The sequence below is a fragment of the Paenibacillus sp. P46E genome, from assembly GCF_001909095.1.
Lineage (GTDB): Bacteria > Bacillota > Bacilli > Paenibacillales > Paenibacillaceae > Paenibacillus_AQ > Paenibacillus_AQ helianthi.
The window spans coordinates 1-21,538 of the sequence record NZ_LVYZ01000043.1 but is presented as its reverse complement, the minus strand read 5'-3'; the positions used below and the strand labels follow the sequence as shown (position 1 = coordinate 21,538).

The following is a 21,538-nucleotide window of genomic DNA, read 5'->3' as shown; positions in this document are numbered from 1 at the left end:
CCGGGGATAAATCCTAGTAAAGTGGAGGCTGCTGCTGAGGTTAAATAGCTCAAGGGCAAGGAGCGATACACGATGACTAAGGGAGAGGATCGACAATTGGAACGGATGGTTACACCGCACGGGCATGAGAATATCGGACAAGTGGAGAAGCGGGAGGAAATGGCGGGCCGCCTCATGGTTGCCCTCGATTATCCGGATGTGGCGCAAGCGAAGTGTTTGATCGGGAAGCTGGAAGGTATTCCATGTTATATGAAGGTTGGCATGCAGTTGTTTTATGCGGCGGGCCCGGACTTCATCAGAGAGCTGAAGGCACACGGCTATTCCGTATTCCTTGATGTCAAAATGCATGATATCCCGAATACGGTCCGTGGCGGAGCAGAGAGCCTGACCATGCTGGGGGTGGATATGTTCAATGTGCATGCAGCCGGGGGGACGGCAATGATGGCTGCTGCGCTGGAAGGCGCGGCGAAGGCGGCCAGCCTGCATCCATCGCTGCGTATTCCGCTTATCATTGCAGTAACACAGCTTACGAGCACCAGCCAGGAGATCATGAACACTGAGATTGGCATCGCGGGTGCGGTAACCGATACCGTTGTGCGCTATGCCAAGCTTGCAGCAGAAGCAGGCTTGCACGGCGTGGTGGCCTCACCGCAGGAAGCAGCGGTAATCTCCGCTGCCTGCGGACCGGAGTTCCGCACAGTAACGCCGGGAATTCGTCCTGCAGGGTCATCCATGGATGACCAGTCCCGTGTGATGACACCTGGGCAAGCCATCCTTCAGGGAAGCCACTTCCTGGTAGTCGGACGCCCGATTACGGCTTCGGCAGACCCGCGTCAGGCCGCACTTAACATTATTGAGGAGATGAGCCAAGCATGAGCCCATTATTGAATAAAAGTGAACAAGTTGCCCGTTACCTGCTGAAGATCGGCGCGGTGGCGCTGCGTCCGCAGGACCCTTTTACCTGGACCTCCGGGATTAAATCACCCATCTATTGTGACAATCGTCTGACGCTGTCTTTCCCTGAAGTCCGGGGCTACATCGCCGATGCCTTTGTAGAGACGATTGCCACAACTTATCCAGATGCTGAAGTGATTGCAGGTACGGCTACTGCTGGCATTCCGCATGCTGCCTGGGTAGCAGACAAGCTCAACCTGCCGATGGCTTACATTCGTGACAAGGCTAAAGGACATGGTAAGCAGAACCAGATTGAAGGCCTGATCACCCCGGGGCAAAAGGTCATCGTGATTGAGGACCTGATCTCCACCGGCGGAAGCTCCATCAAGGCCGCTCAAGCCGTTCAGGAAGCGGGAGGCATTCCGTTGGTTGTACTGGCCATTTTTAGCTATGAGCTGGATCGTGCTACCGAAGCATTCGCCGCAGCGGGGGTGCCACTGCAGACCCTGTCCAACTACACTACCCTCATTGATGTGGCCCTGGCACAGGGAACCATTGCCGATACGGATGTGAAGCTGCTGCAATCGTGGCGCAAGGATCCCGCGTCTTTTGGCGTGTGAGATCTGAAATTATAAAGAGCTCTCTTCAAGTCCTCACCTGACGGTGGGGATTTTTTTGGAAATATAAGAATTTATATGTTTCACGCTATAAATTATCCTTATATTTTTGGAGAAACGAATGCCGCCTCTTTCAGAGGACGGCGAAGCCGTTTCTTTTTACATCCGATGAAGAAATCGTAGTGCATCTTTAAACTGCCTGTAACTTTCCCGCCCGCGTAACTCTATATAATGCTAATTATAGGAAAGGTTCACTTCCGTTAAGGGAGAGAACGAATTTCGCCCAGGAGGGGATTTACACATGAATAGTAAGGGAATCAGTATGGCAGCCAAACGCTCGCTGTTACTTGGCATCTGTACGGCACTGGCGCTGCCGCTGACATCTGGAGGAGGAATTGCCGCCGCCGATGGTTCTAAGGCCTCTGAAGGGCAGCGGGTGCTGCGTATCGGAAACTTATGGAGCGGGGGGGACGACAATTATTTCCGCCAGCAGTTTACCGATCTCTATGAACTGACGCATCCTGAAGTGAAGCTGGAGATTGTCCCGGCCGTTGATACAGAGAAGCTCCGCTTCAGCACCTCAAATCCTATGACAAGTCCGGATAATCTGGACGATATGCGGGCTATCATGGGCGGTGCTAAGCCGGTGGATGTGGTTATCGGCGATAATACGCTGCTTAAGAGACTGGCTGACTACAATCTGGTGGACCCGCTGCAGCCGCTGATTGATCGTGACCATTACGACCTCAACAATATGGCCCCCACTGTTCTGGACGGCATACGGGAGCTCGGCAAAGGGGAACTGTATGCGTTGGCGCCTACTTTTTCTTCAAGTGCACTTTTTTACAACAAAAAGATATTCGATGCTGCCGGAGTAGCCTACCCTGAGAACGGGATGACCTGGGAGAAACTGATCTCACTCGCGGCAAAGGTTACCAAAGTGTCCAAACAGGACAAAGATCGTGTCTACGGGTTGGCCTTTAACCGTTATTTAAGCGATCCCTTCTGGGATATGCAGAATTACCTTTCTCCGCTGCAGCTCGCGATGTACGATAATAAAGGCGGAAAAATGACCGTGAACACACCTGCCTGGAGCAAAGCTTGGACCGACTACAGCAGTCTGATAAAGAAGCAGATCATTCCTGGGGCGAATGTGATTAATTACTTGGAAGAGGCTGTTCCTTTAGCTGGTGACCTGTTTCTGACAGGCAAAACTGCCATGGCAGTTGGGGAATACAATTATATCAACGAACTTATGGTAGCCAACAGGAATGCATCCCTTATTAAAAATTTCAAGCCTGTAGACTGGGGCATCGTTTCAGTACCTACTTTTGCAGAAAAGCCAGGGGTAGCGATGGGAACCACACTTGGCAGCTTGATGGCAATCAATAGCCTCGCACAGAATAAAGAGGATGCCTGGGATCTGATCCAATTCGTCAACAGCAATGAGGTTGCCAAAATCAAAGCCCATAACCGTTACGAGCTAACCGCACGCAAAGATTATAATGGATTCCCGGAAAAGGCGCTGGATCTTACCCCATTCTACATCCAGAAGCCTCTACCGGCGAGTGACCCGGTCATGGACAGTCTGAAGGCGCGTCTTCCAGGAATAACCCAGATCAACGATGCCGGGCAGATACTATTCACTGAGGTGTATCAAGGCAAACGAACGGTTGCGAGTGCGCTTCAAGCTTGGGAGAAACAGGGTAATTTCATGCTGAAGGCACTGCAGAAAGACCCTGATCAATATTTTGATCTTCAGAATGGCTGGCCTGATAAAAGTGTAACGAAAAAATAAACATATCCAAAAATTACGTAACCGCCGCCGGAAACCGGCGGCTTATTTTTTGGGAAATGGGCATGATATCTTTAGAAACAGAGAGACCTTAATTTTGCGGAGAAGGAGAAGAAGGCATCATGAATTGGATATACTTCGCGAAGCTGTTCAGGACAAGATTTCAAGCCGGATGTCTGGCCAAAAGGCTGGAACAGGACGGTTGGATTTATGGTTATCATGACCCGCGTTTTGTGGAGATCTACCGTTCACGCAAGGGCCGTTATGGGGTTCGTTTTCTTCCTTGAGCTCATTAACCAAAATCATCCTTGACTTTTGACCCGGATATGATGTATATTATCTATTGTCGCTGTTTGAATATGATTACTGACGCGGGGTGGAGCAGCCCGGTAGCTCGTCGGGCTCATAACCCGAAGGCCGCAGGTTCAAATCCTGCCCCCGCAACCAATTTTATTTTCTCAGACAGCCATTGTATATACGGAATCCTAGATCCGGGCCCTTAGCTCAGTTGGTTAGAGCGGTCGGCTCATAACCGATTGGTCACAGGTTCGAGTCCTGTAGGGCCCACTTCTCAAAACCCCTTGCCTAGCAAGGGGTTTTTGCTGTTTATAGACTCGCTGAAGTGAACCGGAGAGAATGGGGAAAGGCCATGTTTTTGAGCTTGCTAACGGATTTGCTAACGGAGTTTTTTTTCCACAGGTTCAAGCTGTTTTTCTGCGAATTTATTGAGTTCAATTTCAATTCTGTCAACGGCTTCTTCCTGCATGATCGGGAGAAGGCTGATCCTACTTAAAAAACAGAGGACTATCCTAAGCAGCCATTTCATGGCTTTTGGACAGCCCCCGTTTCATTTTCCATGCAGATCTTATCATATTCAAACAGCAAGTGTAATCATTTCTAGAACGATCAGTAAAAAAACTTCAAAAGTACCGGCTTTAGTTCTTCGATGAAGGGCGAGCTAAGCGCTCAGAGAGGGCGGCCATAAATTTACGTGTGACAAAGCGGCTGCTGTTGGAGAGCCAGTAATTACCGGTACCGTCTACCACATAGGTGCGGTTCTTCTCAACTCCACGAAAGGCGGTTCTGACAACGGACTGAGGAGTACCGGTAACGCCTCCGGGCAAATCCGTAGTACCAACCACATCGAAAAAGCCAGTTTTGGTCGCTCCCGGACACAGTGCCAGAACACGAATTCCCAAGTGCCGGTTCTCAGCCCAGAGCGATTCCGAGAAGGATAACACAAACGCTTTGGTAGCGGCGTAAGCCCCCATATAAGGGAATGGATAAAAAGCCAAAAACGAAGAAACATTAACAATGATGCCATCCTTCTGCTGCTGCATGTAGGGTAAAAACTGAGCGGTCATATCCATGAGTGATGTGATATTCAGATCAACCATTTCCCGGTAACGATCCATGGGGGTTTCTTCAAACCGGCCGTGCGTGCCGAACCCTGCATTGTTAATCAGAATGTTCACCTTCAGGCCAAGAGCCTTAACTTGTTCTGCCAGCTCTCCAGCAGCCCCTGGCTTAGAAAGATCGCTAGCCAGTGCATAGGTGTTTACTCCATGTACAGCTTTCAAATCCTTTGCGAGAACCTCCAGTTTATCCTTGGAGCGTGCAACAACGATGACATGACTGCCTCTTGCGGCAAGCTCTCTTGCGTATGCCTCTCCTATTCCGGATGAAGCTCCTGTAACCAATGCGACTTTGCCCTTATAATTGACCATTGATATGACCTCCTGATTTGTAAGAAGCTTATGAATCAAAATTAGAAAATATTTTCTACGGATAATATAACAAACGAGAACTTCGAAGTCAATTACATAGAATAAAATTTCCTTAATTCGTGTTTACACCTAAAAAACTATTAAAACTATAATAAAAAGACTTCAATATTAGAATTAAATTTCCGAGTTTGACACTATCACGTTCCGAGTCTATGATTAAATGGAAAATAAATTCCTGAAAGGAAGGGGTAAACACGGGTAAGCGAGAGGATATTATGGTTGCAACGCTGGACTTGATTATTGAAGAGGGCATACAGTCCGTAACTTTTCCAAAAATCTTCAAACGAGCGAATGTCGGCTCCAGTACCTTCTATAATTATTTTAATAATAAAGAAGAGCTGGTTAGTGAGCTTTATAAAAATGTATTCTTCCACATGGGAAAGGTGATCATGACCGGCTATGATCCTAATCTTACTGTTTTTGAACGAAGCAGGGGCATTCTGAAAAGCATGGTAGATTACGGGCTGAGCTTTCCCAAAGAAATAATGTTTCTGGAAGGGTACAGCGATTCTCCTTATATTTACGAAGAAGTGAGAAATATGATGAATCCTGCGATGGTTGAGATTTTTGCCATTATTGAAGAAGGTCAGAAGCAGGGTATCGTCAGTGAAATGGATCCAATGTTTTGCTGTCATCTCATCAAAGGTATGGTTGCTACTTCAATCAGAGGATATTTGGGAGGAAAATATCCTTTTGGCGAGGAGCAGATTCGCCAGACATTGGATGCGTGTTGGAAAGCCATAAAGGTGTAGGTTAGCAGAGCAGAAGGCTTACAGTATGGTTTCAGTTTGCTATATCTATATAGTGTTGAAGCAAAGTCGTAGTATACCAAAAATGCAAGCAGCGATTCTCCCTTAATTCAAGAATCGCTGCTATGCTGTTATTTACGGCTTCTAGAATAATTATGGACTGTCACAACAGCTTATTCTTTACCGATCGTTCTCGATATGCTAAACTGAAATCGTGAGACAGGGGGATTAATTGTTTTCAATCTGTTGAATTATTAACAGGAGGGAAGTGAAATGTCAAGAAACAAGGAGTTTGATGAAATCGAGGTATTGGATAAGGCGATGTGGCTTTTTTGGGAACAGGGCTATGAAAAAACATCCATGACAGATCTGGTTGAACAAATGGGAATTCACCGCAGAAGCTTGTATGATACATTTGGTGATAAGCATACGCTTTTTCTGAGGGTAATGGATCGTTATGATAGTAAAGTCAGTGGCACTCTTGCAAGAGGAGTTGAGACCTCCAAGACTGCAACAGGAGCACTCCAGTTTGTTGTTGGAACCCTGATCTGTGGGGCAGAGGACACGCCTAATGGATGCTTAATGGTGAATTCAGCGGTGGAGTTGGCAGTGCGCGATGCCGATGTTAATAAAAGGTCTACTGATGCGTTTACAAAAACAGAACAGTTGCTAAAGGAAATAATTCTTTGGGGGCAGCGTGACGGTGAATTTACCTCTGATTATGACGCTGGAGAGTTGGCGGAATATCTGCATAACGTAGGGGTTGGTTTACGGAGTATGGCAAGAACCTCGATTTCAAAGAAGAAGCTTCATCGTATAGCCAACATATCCATGATGCTTATAGTAAAAGGATTAGATTAAACAAAGGCTACAGCTACTAACTGTCTGTGGGTTTTCTCTTGTTGAATCAGATCTATCCGTTTTTTTTGTCTATAGTAGAATGGTCGTTCTTGAATTACCTAATGAATATTTATTAAAAGGGAGAGATGAATATGAAGTACACAGTGATTACAGGAGCAAGTTCAGGTATAGGATATGAGACAGCATTGGCGTTCGCTGCACGCGGCAAAAACTTGATTTTGACAGCCAGAAGATTAGATAAATTAGAAGAGCTCAAATCTAGAATTCAGGTTATTGATCCTAATGTTACTGTTATTGTTCAATCAAGTGACCTGTCTGTTACAGAGCAGGCCTACACACTGTATAACACCTTGAAGGAATACCAAATTGAGACCTGGATTAATAATGCCGGGCTTGGTGAAGGTTCTTTTGTAGCGGAGCAGAATTTAACTAAAGTTGAAACTATGTTACGTGTTAATATCGAATCCTTGACGATCCTGTCCACACTATTTGTGCGGGATTATGCTGATGAAGAAGGCACTCAGTTAATTAATGTATCCTCCGGACTGGGATATGCCATTGCTGTTGGTAGCGTTGCTTATTCTGCATCAAAATATTATGTTAGTGCCTTCACCGAAGGGCTTGCCAAAGAACTGGAGCTTAAAGGTGCGAAATTAAAAGCAAAAGTGTTAGCACCAGCAATAACCGAAACGGAATTTGTGAAAAAATCGATCGATGCTGAAGAATTTGATTACAAAGCAAACATGCCTAAGTACCACACTGCCGAACAAATGGCGGGTTTCATGGTAGAGCTATATGATAGCAACGAAGTGGTAGGGATCGTTGACCAGAACTATGATTTCAATCTGAGAGGCCAAATCTATCCAATCATTTCAGAGTTTTAATTTGAATCCATCTATTCGCTTAAATTCATTAAAGAATGGAAAATTATGGAGTGTCTAAGTATGGGCAGTATCAAGATAATCAATGTTTCTATGTTGAAAGAAGGTGTGTAATTTGAAAACAATGGTTATTATCGGTACAGGACCAGGTCTGGGCTTCTCATTGGCCAAGACTTTTGGAAGAAACGGTTTCCGTATCGCCATGGTATCAAGAACACAGGAGAAGCTGGACCAATATGCTGAGCAGCTGGGTAAGATGGGAATTGAAGCTCAGGGTTTTGCTGCCGATATTACTAACAAAATGCAGCTTATCAAGGCTTTTCAAGAAATTAAGAATACGTTTGGTACAATCGATGTCATGGAGTTTAGCCCGCATAGTGGAAATGTTGCTACGACATCCGTTCTGGATACGACGGATGAGAGCGCACTTCAAATTTTTAATAATGTTGTCATTGGGGCTATCAATTCAGCCAGACAAGTCATTCCAGAAATGACTGAACGGGGTGAAGGGGCGCTTCTATTCACAAGCGATCTTTCCGCAATGAGTCCAAGCCCGATGTTTGGAAATTCAGGTATCGCCATGTCAGGACTCCGAAACTATATTCTTAGTTTACACGAGCGTTTGCTTCCTCATGGAGTATTTGTGGGCCATTTATCCATTAGTCCTCTAATCAAGAAGGGTACAGGTTTTGATCCTGATCAAGTGGCGGAAGCTTGGTACAATCTGTATGAGAAAAGAACAGAGGCGGAGGATACTTTTCCAAAGGGAATCATGCAATTTATCAATTGAAACAGAATACTCGTGTTGATATTTATAGTAAGATGGGAAATGAAGTATCGAATTTGATTTGCTTACGAAGCTATGTTTCAGGAATAGAAAAACCTGTAGGGATGAGACATTAATGTCTCAATCCTATAGGCTACTTGTCTTCCCGGGGATTTATTGTTGAAACAATTCCCGCTTAAACAGCGGAGAGGACGGACTGATTGTGGAAAAGCGTCAGCGGTCACCTTTGTATCCGGATTTTTACCGCAAAGGAAAATAAATGAAATCTGGATACAACTGCGATTGGAACAACGGTCCGTTCGTGGAGTGTCCACACCAAGTGCAAACATCTATCCGACTCCAATAACGAAGGGGCGTCCCAAGCAGCCATTTCATGGATTATGGGATAGTCCCATTTTTGTCTATGAATTATATTGAAAAGGCAGGGAAATTAGGTCGTGTCTGAAAACTTTTCATTCAGTCAATTTGAAAATGGCAGCTACGTATACAGAAGCCAGGAATGACTTGGCCAACTTGTCGTAACGAGTAGCCACACGGCGAAAATGTTTGATTTTATTGAAAAAGCACTCCACTAAGTGGCGTTCTTTGTAGCGATACCCATCGACTTTCCATGGGTTTTGACTATTCGTTTTAGGCGGGATGGTGTAGGATGCCTGCTTGGCTGTAATCCAATTCCGAATCGATTCTAATCCATAAGCCACTATGTTGATGTGCTTTGACCGATGTAGAATCAATGCTCAAGTTTTCAAAGTCAGGTTCGACCTGAAGAGTTTGGAAGATCGCGACAAGTAGTCCGGTATCTCGTCTCGCCATTTGCAGAAGCGACTGTAGACCGTCTTCCATGAACCATAGCGTTCCTCCGGTAGATCGCGCCAGGCAGCACCACTTCGAGCAATCCATAGAAAAGCGTTAAACATGGTTCTTTCACTTCATTTTGACGGACGTCCAGTTTTATAGGGTGGAAACATGCCCTTAATTTGTTCCCACTGTTCATCGCTTATTTCGTACCGTCTTGGAATCATGCTTGACGCCCTATTCGTTTTCTCAAATCTTACAATGTCATTTAGTTTTCAGACACAGCCTAATATAAATGCAATTTTATTTATAGGAACCTCAATGAATGCTTTCAAATACATATTTTCAGGAGGTATGATTTGAAGAATTTAGGGGTTATTCTGCCGTTACTGTTTTTCATGCTTACGGGTTTGTTTACGGTCTACAGCTTTGTATTTCCCTTTGAGGCCGGAGAGAAACTGCAAGGTGTTTGGTTTGGGATGATCATCATTTTGTGCCCGCTGGGGCTGCTAATGGCAATTACCAACAGGGACAATACACAGCCTAAGCTCAAAAAGGTGGCAATTGGCGGGAATGTAGCATTAATGCTGTTTCTTTTTTTGTATATGACGCTAGGTGTAATCGTTCTAGGGGTTTAACGTTTGGATTGTCATCAAGGAGGAGATTTCTTGTTTTATGACCAAATGGATTATGAAATCAAGCTGGAGTGGGGGGCCAGAGGGACTCGTGCAGCTTCGCAACGTGGGGATATTGTGATTATCGTGGATGTGCTCAGTTTTTCTTCCACGGTGGTGACTGCAGTGCAGCATCAGGCAATCATATACCCGTACCCGCCACCCCTAAATGAGCAAGCCAAGGCTTACGCCCAAACTAAGAATGCAGAAATGGTGTGGGGAAGAGCTGAAGCCCTTAGAGAGGGCGGGCATTCGCTGTCTCCATTGTCTTTCGGAGCGGGGGATCGGGCACGTAATTATGTCATGTGCTCATTGAACGGGGCTTTGTGCACATCTGCAGCCTCACAGGTTCCCGCTTTGCTCATTGGCTGTCTGCTGAACGCCTCGGCTGTGGCAAAATCCGCCCAACGGTTTGCGCAGAAACTGAATAGAGATATCACTGTCATTACCTGCGGAGAGAAGTGGTCCGATGCGGTCAATCAGGAAAATAACCTGCGTCCCGGCATTGAAGACTACTTGGCTGCAGGAGCGATCATTGCGCAGCTTCAAGGAAGCAAGTCGCCGGAAGCAGAGGTCTGTGCAGGAGCTTATGAATACTCGAGGCATAAGATAGAGAGGCTGATCAGGGAGTCAGCAAGTGCACGTGAACTGCGTGAGCGGGGGTATGATGCAGATGTGACCTACTGCTGCCAACTCGACAAGTATGCTGTGGTGCCGATGCTGCATGAGGAGTATTTTACAGAAGCAGAGGACAGGTGATTTCGGAAAAGAAGGCGGGGTCCTCCTATTCAAATAATTGGACCCTGCCGGATGACGGCGGGGCCGCTTTTATAACCGGGCAACGCTATGGCATAAGTTTCTAATCTTCTTGCGGTTCTTGCAGGAGAATGGAAAAAGTCTGGGTCTCATGGTTCACTTCAATGGCTTCGATGTTCACAAAATCCGGAATATCGGGGTGTACTGCGTCCACGCTGTAATCCGGGTGGGTCAACAACAGGTGGATAACTTCGATGGCTTCCATACCGCTCCCCCCTAAGGGTAATTTCTTGAATCTATAGGCTCTGATCTCAGATAAATGCATGTCTGCATTAGTATCTCCTCAGCGTTTACCGAATATGTCTGTGGCTTAATTTTCTGTCCTCGTTTCGCTCCATCACAGCAATCAGCTGGCCCTGGAACACACGCCGCTGAATTTGATCGATCCGCTGCAGAGCCAGCTCGCAGGGTACCTGAAAAGCAGCAGCAAGCTCCTGAATCGCATCTTCACGGTGTTCAGGCAGAGTCATCTTCGAAATCATGGAGTAAGGCATTGCCGCATACAGAATAAACCGTTCCGATTCATCCTGTTCCGCTTGACTAAATTGCTCAGGCATCAGTGTGTGGCTGCCGGCATGACGGAGCAGATGGCAGAGCTCATGCAGAAATTCCAGGCGCTGAAGTTCATCCGGAAGCCGGTTATCGATAAACATGCTGTACATACCAGCAGAGGCCTCAATTCCTTTGCTCCTCACATCCAAATAATGCACCCAAATATTCAGGCGCTCGGCAATATATGCAATCGAAATTTGTGCAGGCTTATGGATATCCAACCGTTCATATAAATCTTCCGTCCACTTCTCCAGAGCAGTCATTTGATAGTAAGAATGCATTTGATTCACCTCAGATACAAGATCGTATGTTCGTATTTATGGCCAAAAGAAAAGCCCGAAGGGCTTAAGGGTAACGCGAACCTGTGTTCTTATGTATCTAAGCATAAAGCAATCAAACTCTAATATCAAGTGTTTTTCCCAAGTTGGGGTGTACGCTCTGTTGAAGCATTTGAGCCATATTCTGTCCCTGAATCTCTGCCTGATCCTTGGCAATGCTGAGCACTTGCAGGCCTGCAGCCTGTTGCAGACTGGCCTGACCTAAGGATACGGATAAAGCGGCAATATCCATTTCACACCTCCTAAAAGTTTTGTGAGCATGGCTTCCTGTCCTTCTTCGTACAAAACTCGCTTCGGAAGCATAGTCTTAAGTTTTGTGAGCATGGCTTGAAGAGGAGCATTCCTATTGTATATCGACTTTCTTCGCACGATTGATTAGGTGAATGGGATTTCTTTGCCAATTGGCCCATGCAGCACATTAGCCTGCAACATATTCTGTGCTGTAGTCAATATTTATGAGGAGGAATTAACTATGGGAGCAGATTATGGTTGCGGTTGTGGTAATAATGTTGGTGGAGTAAATCAGGGTCCTCCAGTAATGCCGGTTTGTAGCCCCTTTACTTCGACAGGTGCGATTCTGGTACTGTTCATTCTGCTGGTTATTATCACTAGAGCCTGTATATTCTAGAACCGCATTATAGCATTTCAATCTGCAAATGTGGCTCTGTCTGGCAAAAGCCGGATGGGGCTATTTCTCTGATAATGCGTCTTTTTCGCAGATTTTTGAATACAGAACATTTGTTTGCATATAATACATACAAATGCTCTGTTTCTTGGAAGGGGGGGGCTGATTTGAAACCGAAGGATATAGAAAAGCTGATCGGTGAGGTGGTTGAAATTATATACGAAGATAAGTCAGGCAAAATTACACAGCGGAGAATCGAAGTGCACGGACACAAAGCCGGGCTTCTCAGAACAACTTGTTTTACAAGCGGCGGCCCCCGGGTTTTTCGGGTGGAGCGGATTCTCGCCTGGCGGCGGGATAAGGTAAGCCATGCCGGGTGATACAGCGTGTAAGCTACTGCGGATCATGTACCAATCCGGGAAGCACCATAGCGGGTGCCGGGCTATTTGAACATGAACTCTACCCGCGTGCCGTCAGGCAGCTCATCCAGCTGATTGCCCACCCAGCTGCCTGCACCGCGGTTGTCCTTAGGCGTTATGTATTCGATGTCAGCACCGCTGCCACCTTCCTCACACATGGCCATCGGCCATTCGTCGCGGTCATATCCTTTTTTGGTCGGAATCCCCTTCAAGGATTCTTTGCGGTTCTCTTCGGCTTCCTGCCGGTCAATGGTGCAAATGGACGATTCTCCACTTCGGATGGCATCCTGAATGTGCCTGGCTGTCTCCGGGTAACGGTCACTGGGGAACACCAACTGGACAACATCAGTGTCTCCTGTAGTAGACTGACTGCCAGGCAGTGGCCCTTTCTCCTCAAACCAGTATGCGGCTACCAAGAGCAGTAGGACGATGATAAGACTTGGGATGAATTTCTTGGACTTCACTTTGCTGCCCCCTACAAGTTTTGTGAGCCTATGCTTCTAAATGTACAGCTTCGTACAAAACAGCTTCGAAAGCATAAGCCTAAGTTTTGTGAGCCTATGTTTTCGCCAAACGTAGACTTAACCAGTATATCTTAAATTCCGTCCCATTTAGTATACTGAAAATATTAAAAAGGAGGTACAGATCATGGATTATGAGATTACAGCCGGGGATCAGACGCTGATTGCCTGCGCACAGGAGATCATTAAGAAACGCTATGAATGGGAGAGACATCATGTGGGAGCAGCTCTCCGGACCAAGACGGGGGAGATCTTTACCGCAGTTCATGTGGAGGCCAGTCTATCCAGAGTTACCGTATGTGCGGAAGCGATGGTGATCGGAAAGGCAATATCCGAGGGATATAAGGAGTTTGATACAATAGTTGCGGTAAGACATCCCGATCCGGATAGTGCTGAACGGGAGATTCAAGTCGTCTCGCCATGCGGCATGTGCAGAGAGCTGATTGCTGATTACGGCAAGGATTGCAAGGTGATTGTGCCTGTAGAGGGAGGCTTGGCCAAGGTGAATGCAGCCGGGTTGCTGCCAATGAGGTATTCGAGATAGCTGAAAAGGAATATACATAGTTTGAATATGGCTTTTAGATTCTGTGCCTGTATAGGTATGCCGATTTCATGTCGATTCGCCGTGCACTTGTCCGACAAGTCCCCATATGATGTAGAAAAAAGGGATAGGATGGTGGAAAAGATGGAATCGCGTATACTTCGGGATTTACTGGATTCCGCCTCACGGCTGGTAGGAGACGTGCAGTGGCAGGCAGCCTTTCGAAATGTGCTGATGACTCCGGCAGATGCTGCGCTCGCTCCCGCGGCAGTGAAGCTGCTGAAAATGTTGTACCGGCTGCAAGGAAAAGGAATTCTCAGTGGGCAACATGATTATCTGGAGAGCCCCGATGAGTCCAGCAGCAAGCTGAAGATGCTTAGCGGTCAATATGCGGTAATCCACGGCTATGAGCTGGGAGCTATTGAGAACCAGACGGTACAGCAAATCGACAGCCAGCGGCAAGCGGTGGTCGACAGCGCGATCAAGTGGAATAAAGCGGGCGGAATTGTGACGCTGACCTATCATGCCCAACTGCCGGGAAAAGCTCCGGAGTGGCAGAATGTCCAGATGAGTCTCAGTGACGCAGATTTTGCCAAGTATATTTCGCCGGGTACTGTCCAGTACAATGCACTAATTACGGATCTGGACAAGACAGCCGAGTCGTTAAAAAAACTGAATGATGCAGGTGTCCCGGTGCTCTGGCGGCCGTATCATGAGATGAATGGCGATTGGTTCTGGTGGGGGCGGAAAAGCTCGTTCAGCCAGTTGTGGGACATCATGTTCGAACGGTATACGGCATATCATAAACTTCATAATCTGTTGTGGGTGTGGAGCCCCAATGCCAAGAACCAATGGTCAGATGAACCGGGCAACTATTATCCGGGCAGCAGCAGAGTGGACGTACTGGCAATGGATATCTATGATGCGGATTTCAAGGCTAGCCATCAAGATTCTCTATGGGAGCTGGGGCGCGGCAAACTCATTGCCATTGGTGAAAATGGGGAACTTCCGCCTCCGGCTGTGCTGGCCAATTCCCAGAATAAATGGTCTTACCAGATGAACTGGGGCAAGCTGCTGTTTGAGAAGAACAGTGATGTGGCGATCAAGTCTTTTATGAAGGATTCCTTTGTGTTCACCCTGGATGAATATACGGCAAAGGCGGCAATATATGCCTCTATGCCTGAAGCAGCCCCTATGCCGGGGTTATATGGGCAATATTATAGTAATGCAACGCTTAGCGGAACACCCGCGGTTACGCGGACCGATGCAGATATCAATTTTGTCTGGCGGCTGTCAGCTCCCGATCCGGCACTTCCAGTCGATGTATTCTCTGTTCGCTGGAGCGGCAGGCTGAGTGCGGCCTACACAGAGAGCTATACGATATATTCGTCCTCAGATGATGGCATCCGGGTGTGGATAGACGGGTTGCTGGTCATTGACAGCTGGGTGAAGCAGAGCGGGCAGGAACGGCAGGGTATGGTGAATCTGATTGCCGGGAAGCTGCATGAATTGAAGGTGGAGTATTATGAAAACCAGGGTGATGCGCGGGCGGTTCTGATGTGGGAAAGCCCCAGACAGGTCAAAGGCGTTATTCCGGCCGGGGCATTCTATCTTCCTTAACAAGCAGGGCGGTATCTAGATTTGTTCGCGGTAGCTGATATTATTGGCGATTTTTTCGTCGCGCACGGCTTTGCGGAGCACATCCTTAACGGTTTGGGGATGGCGGATTCTGCGCAATATCAGCTGGGGCGATGAAGCATCATCCGAATATACCGTAAGGATTCCGATGCCGAGAATACGCTGCATGATGGACTGGTCAACAGAGAAGTCATTTACCCGCAATAATTCGATTTCTTCAACGTCTTTGCCAATCAGTCCGGTTTTGACCATAATACGCTGGCTGGTGATTGTATATGTAGTTGTGTTCAGGCGTATAATGCCTTTGAGGCGGTCGGAAATACCGGCCGGTTTGCCTTGCCACAGTTCAATTTCAGGTCCTGAACCCGATCCGGGTGCTGCTCCAGCCGAGGGACGGCGTATGGGTGCAGACGAATCCCCCTCAGTACTTGCTCCACATTCTCCGCAAAATTTGGCGCCTTGCTTGTATTCTGCGCCACAGCTAGTGCAATAAGGCATGGGCTATCATCCTCTCTATCAATCATGTTGCAATCATTATAGTATAAACAGAGATTTCCAGACACTGCTGGCGGTCTTTTTTTTTTGAAATTTATAAGCTCAACACTATACCTTATCCTTCTATTTCCCGCTGAAACGGTAGTTATCCTTAAAAGGGGGTATTACCGTTCTACTTTTTTTCACTGAATGGTTATGCTTCAATTCCGCCAAATATATCATTCCTGCTATTTTTACATTATTTTCAGTTGCACTTTATAATACTCGATATTATTCTGTTAATTGGAGGGATTTTAAATATGAGACAAGCCTTACTGGCAGCGTTACTAATGGTAGTTGTGGTTCTAAGCGCCTGCAGCAACAATAACTCGGCACCAGCTTCCCACGAAGAAGTGCAGGAGAAGGTACAAAGCTTTTATAATGAAATGTCAAAATTTGATGAAATGGGCAAATCCTCATTAGAGAAGTTCAACACGACCTTAAGCTCATTTTCGACAGGAAAAGCAACGGACAAGGAATTGGAAAAGGCGATGGATCAATTTCAGGACACGGCTTCGGATATCGCTGATGAAGTCAAAGATGTGAGAATTTCCAAAAGCCTGCCCGAGAATATTCAAAAGCTGCTAAAAGACTCCATAATTGCGTTCCAGAGCGCTTACTCCATTAAGGAGCAGGCCTCGAAAAGTGCGGTTTCCCCGGACGTTACAGCCGATGAGTTCAAAGATATGAACCAGCAGGCGGATGTGGCGATGCTGTACGGCATCTCCAAGCTGAATGAAGCCAGAGTGGCCGCAGGGCTGATCGAGAAGGGAAGTGCGGCGGAAGGAACCTTATCTGGTACAGATACCAGCACCGCTGCAGACACACAAGCCAATACAGACACTACAGACAAGAATACAAAGTCAGGTTCAGGAACTTCGGTCACTGACGTTAAGTAAAAGGAACGCTGCATAAGCGACTTCCTTACATCAGACATTAACAAAGGCGCTGCACAGAATAACTGTGAGCGCCTTTTTGTTAGCTATTATACAAGACTGAAATTGAAGTGTCTGGACTTCACTTTAGTCATCCATTGCGGCGGATGCATACATTTTTTTCTGATTGATTAAAAAGCGGAGATGGGCGTATAATACAAACATACGTTCGTGTATGGCGAGAATGCAATCACTGAAACGAATTAAAATTACCCTGGGGGGAGGAATGGCAATGGGAGAAAAGCTGGAAAGGAACAGCCTATGGGATAGCAGCCGGATGATGCTGCCGGAGCACAAGAGCCGGATTTGGAATGATAAGCGGGAAATGCTTCGCCGCATGAAGCCTGTTCTGGATGAGCAGAAGCTGGAGGAGATCGAGTTCACGCTGGCGCTGTCGCTGCGGAGTCATGTCCGGGTAACGGTGGTGTTGTTTGATGCTTTTGAGAATAAGCAGCTGAACGGCTTTGTGACCTCCATTCACACCCACTCGCGCGAGATCAAGCTGCAGTGGGCGGAGGAATGGAAGTGGATTGATATCGATGATGTTGTGGAGGCATATATTGTCTGAGGGTCAGAGAGGACCCATTTCAGGAAGGGTCCCTGTTCTTTATTTAAAAAAACATCTATTTGTGGAATGGGGCTTCTGTTCTCTCATAAGCGATCAGGGTCACGGGTTTATTGCCGTTCATTTGAGCAATCGCCGCTTCGGCCTGGCGGATGATCTCTACCGCATCCTCCTGTTCACTTAATGCAGCGACTTTGTAGCTTTCACTATGGATGTCCATGCTGTTATCCCACCTTTCACTTTTATCTTAGCCTGTTTGGGCAGAAATCATTCCGGAAAGCGGCGGGCAGATGGTGGTAAACGCACACCCGTATAGGCAAGATGCTCAGGCCCCGCATAGTTCGGGGTTTTTTCTTTTACAATGAAGTGAGAAGGTACAAGCAACAGCGGAATATAGGGCATTTACTGTATCAGGAGGGGATTCGATGCTGACTATAGATGAGTTGAAAAGTAAATCGGCAGCCCGGCTCGGCGGTCTTCATCCCGTCCTGCTGGCGGCTGCAAATGTCCTGATACAGCGATGTTATGCCAAAGGTATCCCTATTGTCATTACCCAGGGCATGCGTACCATAGCCGAACAGGATGCGCTGTACGCACAGGGGAGAACTAAGAAGGGCAGCATTGTAACCAATGCCAGGGGTGGCAGCAGCTATCATAATTATGGTCTGGCGATGGACTTCGCGCTGCTGCTGCCGGATGGGCAGAACGTCTCATGGGACATGAACCGGGATGGGAATGGAGATAAGCTGGCAGACTGGCAGGAGGTCGTGCAGGAAGCGACTAAGCTAGGACTTGAGTGGGGTGGGGACTGGACTTCTTTTAAGGATTATTCGCATTTGCAGATGACCTTTGGCCTGACTATTGCACAGCTTAAGGAAGGTCAGCGTCCGACCGCCCAGCAGGTGAAGGAAACCTTAAGCCGGATCACCGGAGGTGAGGCTGAAGTGAACAAGGATGTGGAAATTACCATCAATCTGAATGGGATTAAGCTTACGGTTGGGGTACTGGATAATGGAACCACCTATGTTCCCGTACGTGCATTGGCTGAAGCGCTCGGAGCCAAGGTGTCTTATGATCCTGCCAGCAAGACAGTGAATGTGGTGACTGTGTAAAAATGACTTGCATAGTTTAGGCGCCTAAGGGGGAAATTATCAGCGAAAAACCACATAAGGGGGTATCACATCTTGAACAAGCTGATAACAAGTCTTGCCTGCGGCACTGTATTGTCCATGAGTCTGCTGGGTGTAGGATATGCATCCAGTGCTTCCGGTACTACCGGTATGGGGGGGACGGCACCGGTATATAACGGTTCTTCCACCACTGACCGTATGACTAACACGGGTACCGGTACCCATATGATGAATGAGCAGGGCAACACCATGATGAATAACACCACCGGCACCCTGCGTAACAATGATACGATCATGAGAGACAAGATCCGCACCGGTGATAACACCACTGTCTCTCCACTGTCGGGCACCACGACAACTGGCAGATACCGGGCCACAAGCACGACGACCAACGCAACAGACAACGACAACAACCGCTCCAATTGGGGCTGGCTCGGATTGGTCGGCCTGCTTGGTCTGGCTGGCATGAGAAGCAAAAGCGGCGAACGCGAACGCCACTAATTCTTGCAGTACCTGAGGCCCGCAGCAGCTCCGGCTGAGCGGGTCTTTTTGTTAAGCACAACTTAATGGAAATTGTGATTGCGTATTCACAGAATACGTGATATCATATTTCTTGTCGCGTTAAGCAACGCACTAACCATGCCGGGGTGGCGGAACAGGCAGACGCACAGGACTTAAAATCCTGCGGTAGGTGACTACCGTACGGGTTCGACCCCCGTCCTCGGCATCCTTGATTTATAAGGGTATACGACTGTAACCCTTGAATAAAGCTTCCGTCAAAAGCTAAAGGTTCTGTGTGTCTAGGATTAACTTTCTAACACACAGGACCCTGACGATAATACTCCTTTTCAGTGCTTGTCTAATCACAAGTTCTGGAGAGGATTTTTTATTATGGCTAGAGTTACAAAAATCAAAAACATCAAGGTAGTGGTTTGGACAGAGGCATTGAAGCAGTTCCTATTTTGGAAGAAGGCAGAGGGAGTAAGCGAACAGACACAAAAGGACAATGATCAGCATGTAAAGCTCTTCTTCAAGAGATACTGCAACTCATTTGAGACAGCAGGTTATCTGAAAAACAATCTGTTTGAATATCTTGGATAAGATGGAATTAAGCCATGTACCTATAATAACCGTCTTGTTTATCTACGGACTTTTTTGAATTGGTGTGTTGAACAAGAACTGATCGACTTTAATCCTATAAAATCGCTCAAGAAGCGCAAAGACGAAGGACGAGTTGTAAATATAGATCAAGAGGTGCTAATAAAGTTACTTTCCCTTCCTAAAAGGGATACTTTTGTGGGATTACGGGACTATGCTTTGATTCTTTTAACCTTAGACACAGGTATCAGACCGAAAGAGGCTCTGTCGCTAATCATTCCAGACTTTAATGCACATTCGCAGGAGATTTATATCACCTCAGAAAAGGCAAAAACAAGGGTCCAGAACATTGCCTATCTCAATACCTACTATTAAGGCTATCCAACAACTGATAAATGTCAGATCTGAATTGTGGAGTGTACAGGCTCCAATCTTTTGCACACTTGAGAGAAAGGCACTGAATCGTCATACATTTATAGCAACAAGAGATTGTGTAAAAATATCTAAATCATAGTCCACTTGGTAAGTGGAAACTACAAAAATAAAATGTGTTGGGGAACTATTAGGAACAACTGATGCTACGACTCTATTACAGATGGCTCAACGCCAGTTTAAGCCTACTTAAGATGTTGAAATACGAAAGTGCGCATCAAGTAAAAAGAGGCATACAAACCAAAAATGAGCGTCTAGCAATGAGGTGATTTGAGGATATTGAACAAGCTGTTAATTGAATTGAGAACTTCATAAATCAGAGGATTTTATTGTGAAAAGGTAACAATAATTTGATTAAGTCACCAGATTTAGCTTCTTTAATTCAGCGTACAATGTTGCTTTCGGTATGCCAGTGGACTTAATTATCTCGCTTACTGTCAGTTTGTTTGACTCTCTCCCAGCATATAGTTCCAATGCACGTTTAATGATACTAACATCCTGTGCAGGACGCCCCATATGAGTACCCTTAGCTTTGGCTCTTTCTCTACCCTCTGTGGTACGTTCTACAATCAAGTCTCTTTCAAACTGTGCGAATGAGCCTAACATGTTGAACATCAATGTTTGCATGGGACTAGCCTTTTCTACAGCTTCAAAGTCTAGATTGTCCTTCAAGAACTTCACATTGATACCTTTAGCGAGCAATTCATTAACGATGTTGTTTAGATCGATGATAGAACGGGCTAGACGGTCTATCTTTGTTACGACAAGCGTATCTCCTTCTGAAAGTGCTTGTAATAGTTCCTTAAGTGCAGAACGTTTATCTGTAGACGTTCCTGTAACTTGTTCATGATAAATATTAGCGCAACCTGCTTCTTTGAGAAGGTGCTTCTGTGTGTCTAATCCGTTATCTTGTCCAAGTGTAGAAGTTCGAGCATAGCCGTAAATAGTCATTGTCAATCACTCCGATTAGTCTAAATGTTATATAACTTCTATACCAAAAATTTTAGACTATCTTTTAGACAATGGCAAGTCTAAATGTTTTAAACTTCCAAACAATATTTTGACTATGGCAGAAGTCGAAACTTTTGGACGACATAAAGAATTTATTGAAGATGGACATTCAATATGTGTTCTAAAAAAATATTTTAGAGTAAATAAGTTTTCTAAGAACAAAGTACCATGTGAATCTGGTGATTATACGCGGGCTTTTAATTCTTCGTATAAAAAATTAAATGTATATTGGGTCCCAATTGATATGCTAATATTGGAAATAAGAAAAACTCTTTTTGAATATAATTGTATGCTCACACAATGAAGAACTTATTAAAAGATGTAAGTGAGAGGAGTGAAAAGCGATGAATTATGTATTGGCGTTTTTATTAATAGTATTAGGAGTTTTAATGCAGATTGGTGTTTTCAACTTAAGTGATTATACACTCGCATGTCTTAATATTAGTGCGCTTTTTTTCACTATAGCAGGTATATGTTATGGTTCTTTAATTAGCAAATGGCGAACTCTTTTTATAAGAATTGTATATTACATAACGATAATAG

Annotated in this window: 28 protein-coding genes, 3 tRNA genes and 1 pseudogene; 23 read left to right on the top strand and 9 right to left on the bottom strand. The window is 46.0% G+C overall.

Going from position 1 to position 21,538, the window contains the following annotated elements:
* Positions 1–105: 105 nt before the first annotated feature.
* The 6 genes from pyrF (at position 106) to A3849_RS15465 (ending at position 3,873) form a co-directional block, all read left to right on the top strand.
* Positions 106–876 (top strand): orotidine-5'-phosphate decarboxylase, encoded by a 771-nt coding sequence (gene pyrF, locus A3849_RS15485; protein ID WP_074112283.1) that lies wholly within the window; start codon positions 106–108, stop codon positions 874–876.
* On the top strand, positions 873–1,514 hold the full coding sequence (gene pyrE, locus A3849_RS15480) for an orotate phosphoribosyltransferase (protein ID WP_074112227.1): 642 nt from the start codon (positions 873–875) through the stop codon (positions 1,512–1,514). The genes pyrF and pyrE overlap by 4 nt, the downstream gene beginning before the upstream one ends.
* Before the next feature lie 298 nt (positions 1,515–1,812).
* Positions 1,813–3,309 carry an ABC transporter substrate-binding protein gene (locus A3849_RS15475; RefSeq protein ID WP_074112226.1) on the top strand — a complete coding sequence of 499 codons (1,497 nt, stop codon included), beginning with the start codon at positions 1,813–1,815 and terminating at the stop codon, positions 3,307–3,309.
* Positions 3,310–3,428: 119 nt separating this feature from the next.
* Positions 3,429–3,593 (top strand): hypothetical protein, encoded by a 165-nt coding sequence (locus tag A3849_RS32930; protein ID WP_019909365.1) that lies wholly within the window; start codon positions 3,429–3,431, stop codon positions 3,591–3,593.
* An 83-nt stretch (positions 3,594–3,676) separates the two neighbouring features.
* Positions 3,677–3,753, top strand: a tRNA-Met gene (locus tag A3849_RS15470).
* A 46-nt stretch (positions 3,754–3,799) separates the two neighbouring features.
* A tRNA-Ile gene (locus tag A3849_RS15465) sits at positions 3,800–3,873 on the top strand.
* Positions 3,874–4,241: 368 nt separating this feature from the next.
* Here the strand turns inward: A3849_RS15465 and A3849_RS15460 are convergent.
* Positions 4,242–5,033 (bottom strand): SDR family NAD(P)-dependent oxidoreductase, encoded by a 792-nt coding sequence (locus tag A3849_RS15460; protein ID WP_074112225.1) that lies wholly within the window; start codon positions 5,031–5,033, stop codon positions 4,242–4,244.
* 275 nt (positions 5,034–5,308) lie between these two features.
* Between A3849_RS15460 and A3849_RS15455 the strand changes: the two genes are divergently transcribed.
* From A3849_RS15455 to A3849_RS15440, 4 genes are all read left to right on the top strand, one after another.
* Complete coding sequence (locus tag A3849_RS15455; protein ID WP_074112224.1) at positions 5,309–5,845, top strand: TetR/AcrR family transcriptional regulator; 537 nt, start codon at positions 5,309–5,311, stop codon at positions 5,843–5,845.
* A gap of 270 nt (positions 5,846–6,115) precedes the next feature.
* Positions 6,116–6,703: a TetR/AcrR family transcriptional regulator gene (locus A3849_RS15450; protein ID WP_074112223.1), complete on the top strand. Its 588-nt coding sequence runs from the start codon at positions 6,116–6,118 to the stop codon at positions 6,701–6,703.
* 131 nt (positions 6,704–6,834) lie between these two features.
* A complete protein-coding gene (locus A3849_RS15445; RefSeq protein WP_074112222.1) occupies positions 6,835–7,587 on the top strand; it encodes an SDR family NAD(P)-dependent oxidoreductase in 753 nt (250 codons plus the stop codon).
* Between the two features lie 121 nt (positions 7,588–7,708).
* Positions 7,709–8,374, top strand: a complete 666-nt coding sequence (locus A3849_RS15440) for an SDR family NAD(P)-dependent oxidoreductase (RefSeq protein WP_074112282.1) — start codon at positions 7,709–7,711, stop codon at positions 8,372–8,374.
* A gap of 449 nt (positions 8,375–8,823) precedes the next feature.
* Here A3849_RS15440 and A3849_RS34000 read toward each other — a convergent pair.
* Positions 8,824–9,393, bottom strand: a pseudogene (locus A3849_RS34000) (transposase).
* 132 nt (positions 9,394–9,525) lie between these two features.
* Between A3849_RS34000 and A3849_RS15425 the strand changes: the two are divergent.
* On the top strand, positions 9,526–9,804 hold the full coding sequence (locus tag A3849_RS15425) for a hypothetical protein (protein WP_256700790.1): 279 nt from the start codon (positions 9,526–9,528) through the stop codon (positions 9,802–9,804).
* A gap of 30 nt (positions 9,805–9,834) precedes the next feature.
* A complete protein-coding gene (locus A3849_RS15420) occupies positions 9,835–10,599 on the top strand; it encodes a 2-phosphosulfolactate phosphatase (RefSeq protein WP_256700789.1) in 765 nt (254 codons plus the stop codon).
* Positions 10,600–10,699: 100 nt separating this feature from the next.
* On the opposite strand, the gene A3849_RS32925 is transcribed toward A3849_RS15420, so the two are convergent.
* From A3849_RS32925 to A3849_RS15410, 3 genes are all read right to left on the bottom strand, one after another.
* Positions 10,700–10,861 carry a hypothetical protein gene (locus A3849_RS32925; protein WP_178382709.1) on the bottom strand — a complete coding sequence of 54 codons (162 nt, stop codon included), beginning with the start codon at positions 10,859–10,861 and terminating at the stop codon, positions 10,700–10,702.
* Positions 10,862–10,946: 85 nt separating this feature from the next.
* Positions 10,947–11,489: an ImmA/IrrE family metallo-endopeptidase gene (locus A3849_RS15415; RefSeq protein WP_074112220.1), complete on the bottom strand. Its 543-nt coding sequence runs from the start codon at positions 11,487–11,489 to the stop codon at positions 10,947–10,949.
* Between the two features lie 112 nt (positions 11,490–11,601).
* Positions 11,602–11,778 (bottom strand): YjfB family protein, encoded by a 177-nt coding sequence (locus A3849_RS15410; protein WP_074112219.1) that lies wholly within the window; start codon positions 11,776–11,778, stop codon positions 11,602–11,604.
* A gap of 560 nt (positions 11,779–12,338) precedes the next feature.
* Between A3849_RS15410 and A3849_RS15405 the strand changes: the two genes are divergently transcribed.
* The gene (locus A3849_RS15405) at positions 12,339–12,551 is read left to right on the top strand and encodes a hypothetical protein (protein WP_143191829.1); all 213 of its coding nucleotides are present in this window, start codon (positions 12,339–12,341) and stop codon (positions 12,549–12,551) included.
* A gap of 62 nt (positions 12,552–12,613) precedes the next feature.
* Here A3849_RS15405 and A3849_RS15400 read toward each other — a convergent pair whose 3' ends face one another.
* Positions 12,614–13,054, bottom strand: coding sequence for a NucA/NucB deoxyribonuclease domain-containing protein (locus A3849_RS15400; RefSeq protein ID WP_074112218.1), 441 nt, complete (start codon positions 13,052–13,054; stop codon positions 12,614–12,616).
* A 184-nt stretch (positions 13,055–13,238) separates the two neighbouring features.
* Between A3849_RS15400 and A3849_RS15395 the strand changes: the two genes are divergently transcribed.
* Positions 13,239–13,655, top strand: coding sequence for a cytidine deaminase (locus A3849_RS15395; protein ID WP_074112217.1), 417 nt, complete (start codon positions 13,239–13,241; stop codon positions 13,653–13,655).
* 141 nt (positions 13,656–13,796) lie between these two features.
* Positions 13,797–15,272, top strand: a complete 1,476-nt coding sequence (locus A3849_RS15390) for a glycosyl hydrolase (protein ID WP_074112278.1) — start codon at positions 13,797–13,799, stop codon at positions 15,270–15,272.
* A gap of 15 nt (positions 15,273–15,287) precedes the next feature.
* Here the strand turns inward: A3849_RS15390 and A3849_RS15385 are convergent, their stop codons facing one another.
* The gene (locus tag A3849_RS15385; protein ID WP_074112216.1) at positions 15,288–15,788 is read right to left on the bottom strand and encodes a PH domain-containing protein; all 501 of its coding nucleotides are present in this window, start codon (positions 15,786–15,788) and stop codon (positions 15,288–15,290) included.
* Between the two features lie 296 nt (positions 15,789–16,084).
* On the opposite strand from A3849_RS15385, the gene A3849_RS15380 reads away from it, so the two are divergent.
* Complete coding sequence (locus tag A3849_RS15380; protein ID WP_074112215.1) at positions 16,085–16,723, top strand: hypothetical protein; 639 nt, start codon at positions 16,085–16,087, stop codon at positions 16,721–16,723.
* A 268-nt stretch (positions 16,724–16,991) separates the two neighbouring features.
* Positions 16,992–17,327, top strand: a complete 336-nt coding sequence (locus A3849_RS15375; RefSeq protein WP_074112214.1) for a YolD-like family protein — start codon at positions 16,992–16,994, stop codon at positions 17,325–17,327.
* Between the two features lie 55 nt (positions 17,328–17,382).
* On the opposite strand, the gene A3849_RS32920 is transcribed toward A3849_RS15375, so the two are convergent.
* Complete coding sequence (locus A3849_RS32920) at positions 17,383–17,544, bottom strand: hypothetical protein (RefSeq protein WP_178382708.1); 162 nt, start codon at positions 17,542–17,544, stop codon at positions 17,383–17,385.
* Between the two features lie 205 nt (positions 17,545–17,749).
* Between A3849_RS32920 and A3849_RS15370 the strand changes: the two genes are divergently transcribed.
* The 5 genes from A3849_RS15370 (at position 17,750) to A3849_RS33995 (ending at position 19,927) form a co-directional block, all read left to right on the top strand.
* Positions 17,750–18,436: a M15 family metallopeptidase gene (locus A3849_RS15370; RefSeq protein ID WP_074112213.1), complete on the top strand. Its 687-nt coding sequence runs from the start codon at positions 17,750–17,752 to the stop codon at positions 18,434–18,436.
* A gap of 72 nt (positions 18,437–18,508) precedes the next feature.
* Positions 18,509–18,955: a WGxxGxxG family protein gene (locus A3849_RS33580; protein WP_074112212.1), complete on the top strand. Its 447-nt coding sequence runs from the start codon at positions 18,509–18,511 to the stop codon at positions 18,953–18,955.
* Between the two features lie 140 nt (positions 18,956–19,095).
* Positions 19,096–19,181 (top strand) — tRNA-Leu (locus tag A3849_RS15360).
* A gap of 164 nt (positions 19,182–19,345) precedes the next feature.
* Complete coding sequence (locus tag A3849_RS15355; RefSeq protein ID WP_074112211.1) at positions 19,346–19,555, top strand: hypothetical protein; 210 nt, start codon at positions 19,346–19,348, stop codon at positions 19,553–19,555.
* A 153-nt stretch (positions 19,556–19,708) separates the two neighbouring features.
* Complete coding sequence (locus A3849_RS33995; RefSeq protein ID WP_372237770.1) at positions 19,709–19,927, top strand: tyrosine-type recombinase/integrase; 219 nt, start codon at positions 19,709–19,711, stop codon at positions 19,925–19,927.
* 411 nt (positions 19,928–20,338) lie between these two features.
* Here A3849_RS33995 and A3849_RS15345 read toward each other — a convergent pair whose 3' ends face one another.
* Positions 20,339–20,935: a recombinase family protein gene (locus A3849_RS15345; RefSeq protein ID WP_074112209.1), complete on the bottom strand. Its 597-nt coding sequence runs from the start codon at positions 20,933–20,935 to the stop codon at positions 20,339–20,341.
* Between the two features lie 404 nt (positions 20,936–21,339).
* Between A3849_RS15345 and A3849_RS33330 the strand changes: the two genes are divergently transcribed.
* Positions 21,340–21,538 (top strand): hypothetical protein (locus A3849_RS33330; RefSeq protein ID WP_218619241.1); only part of this gene is annotated, 199 nt, incomplete at its 3' end.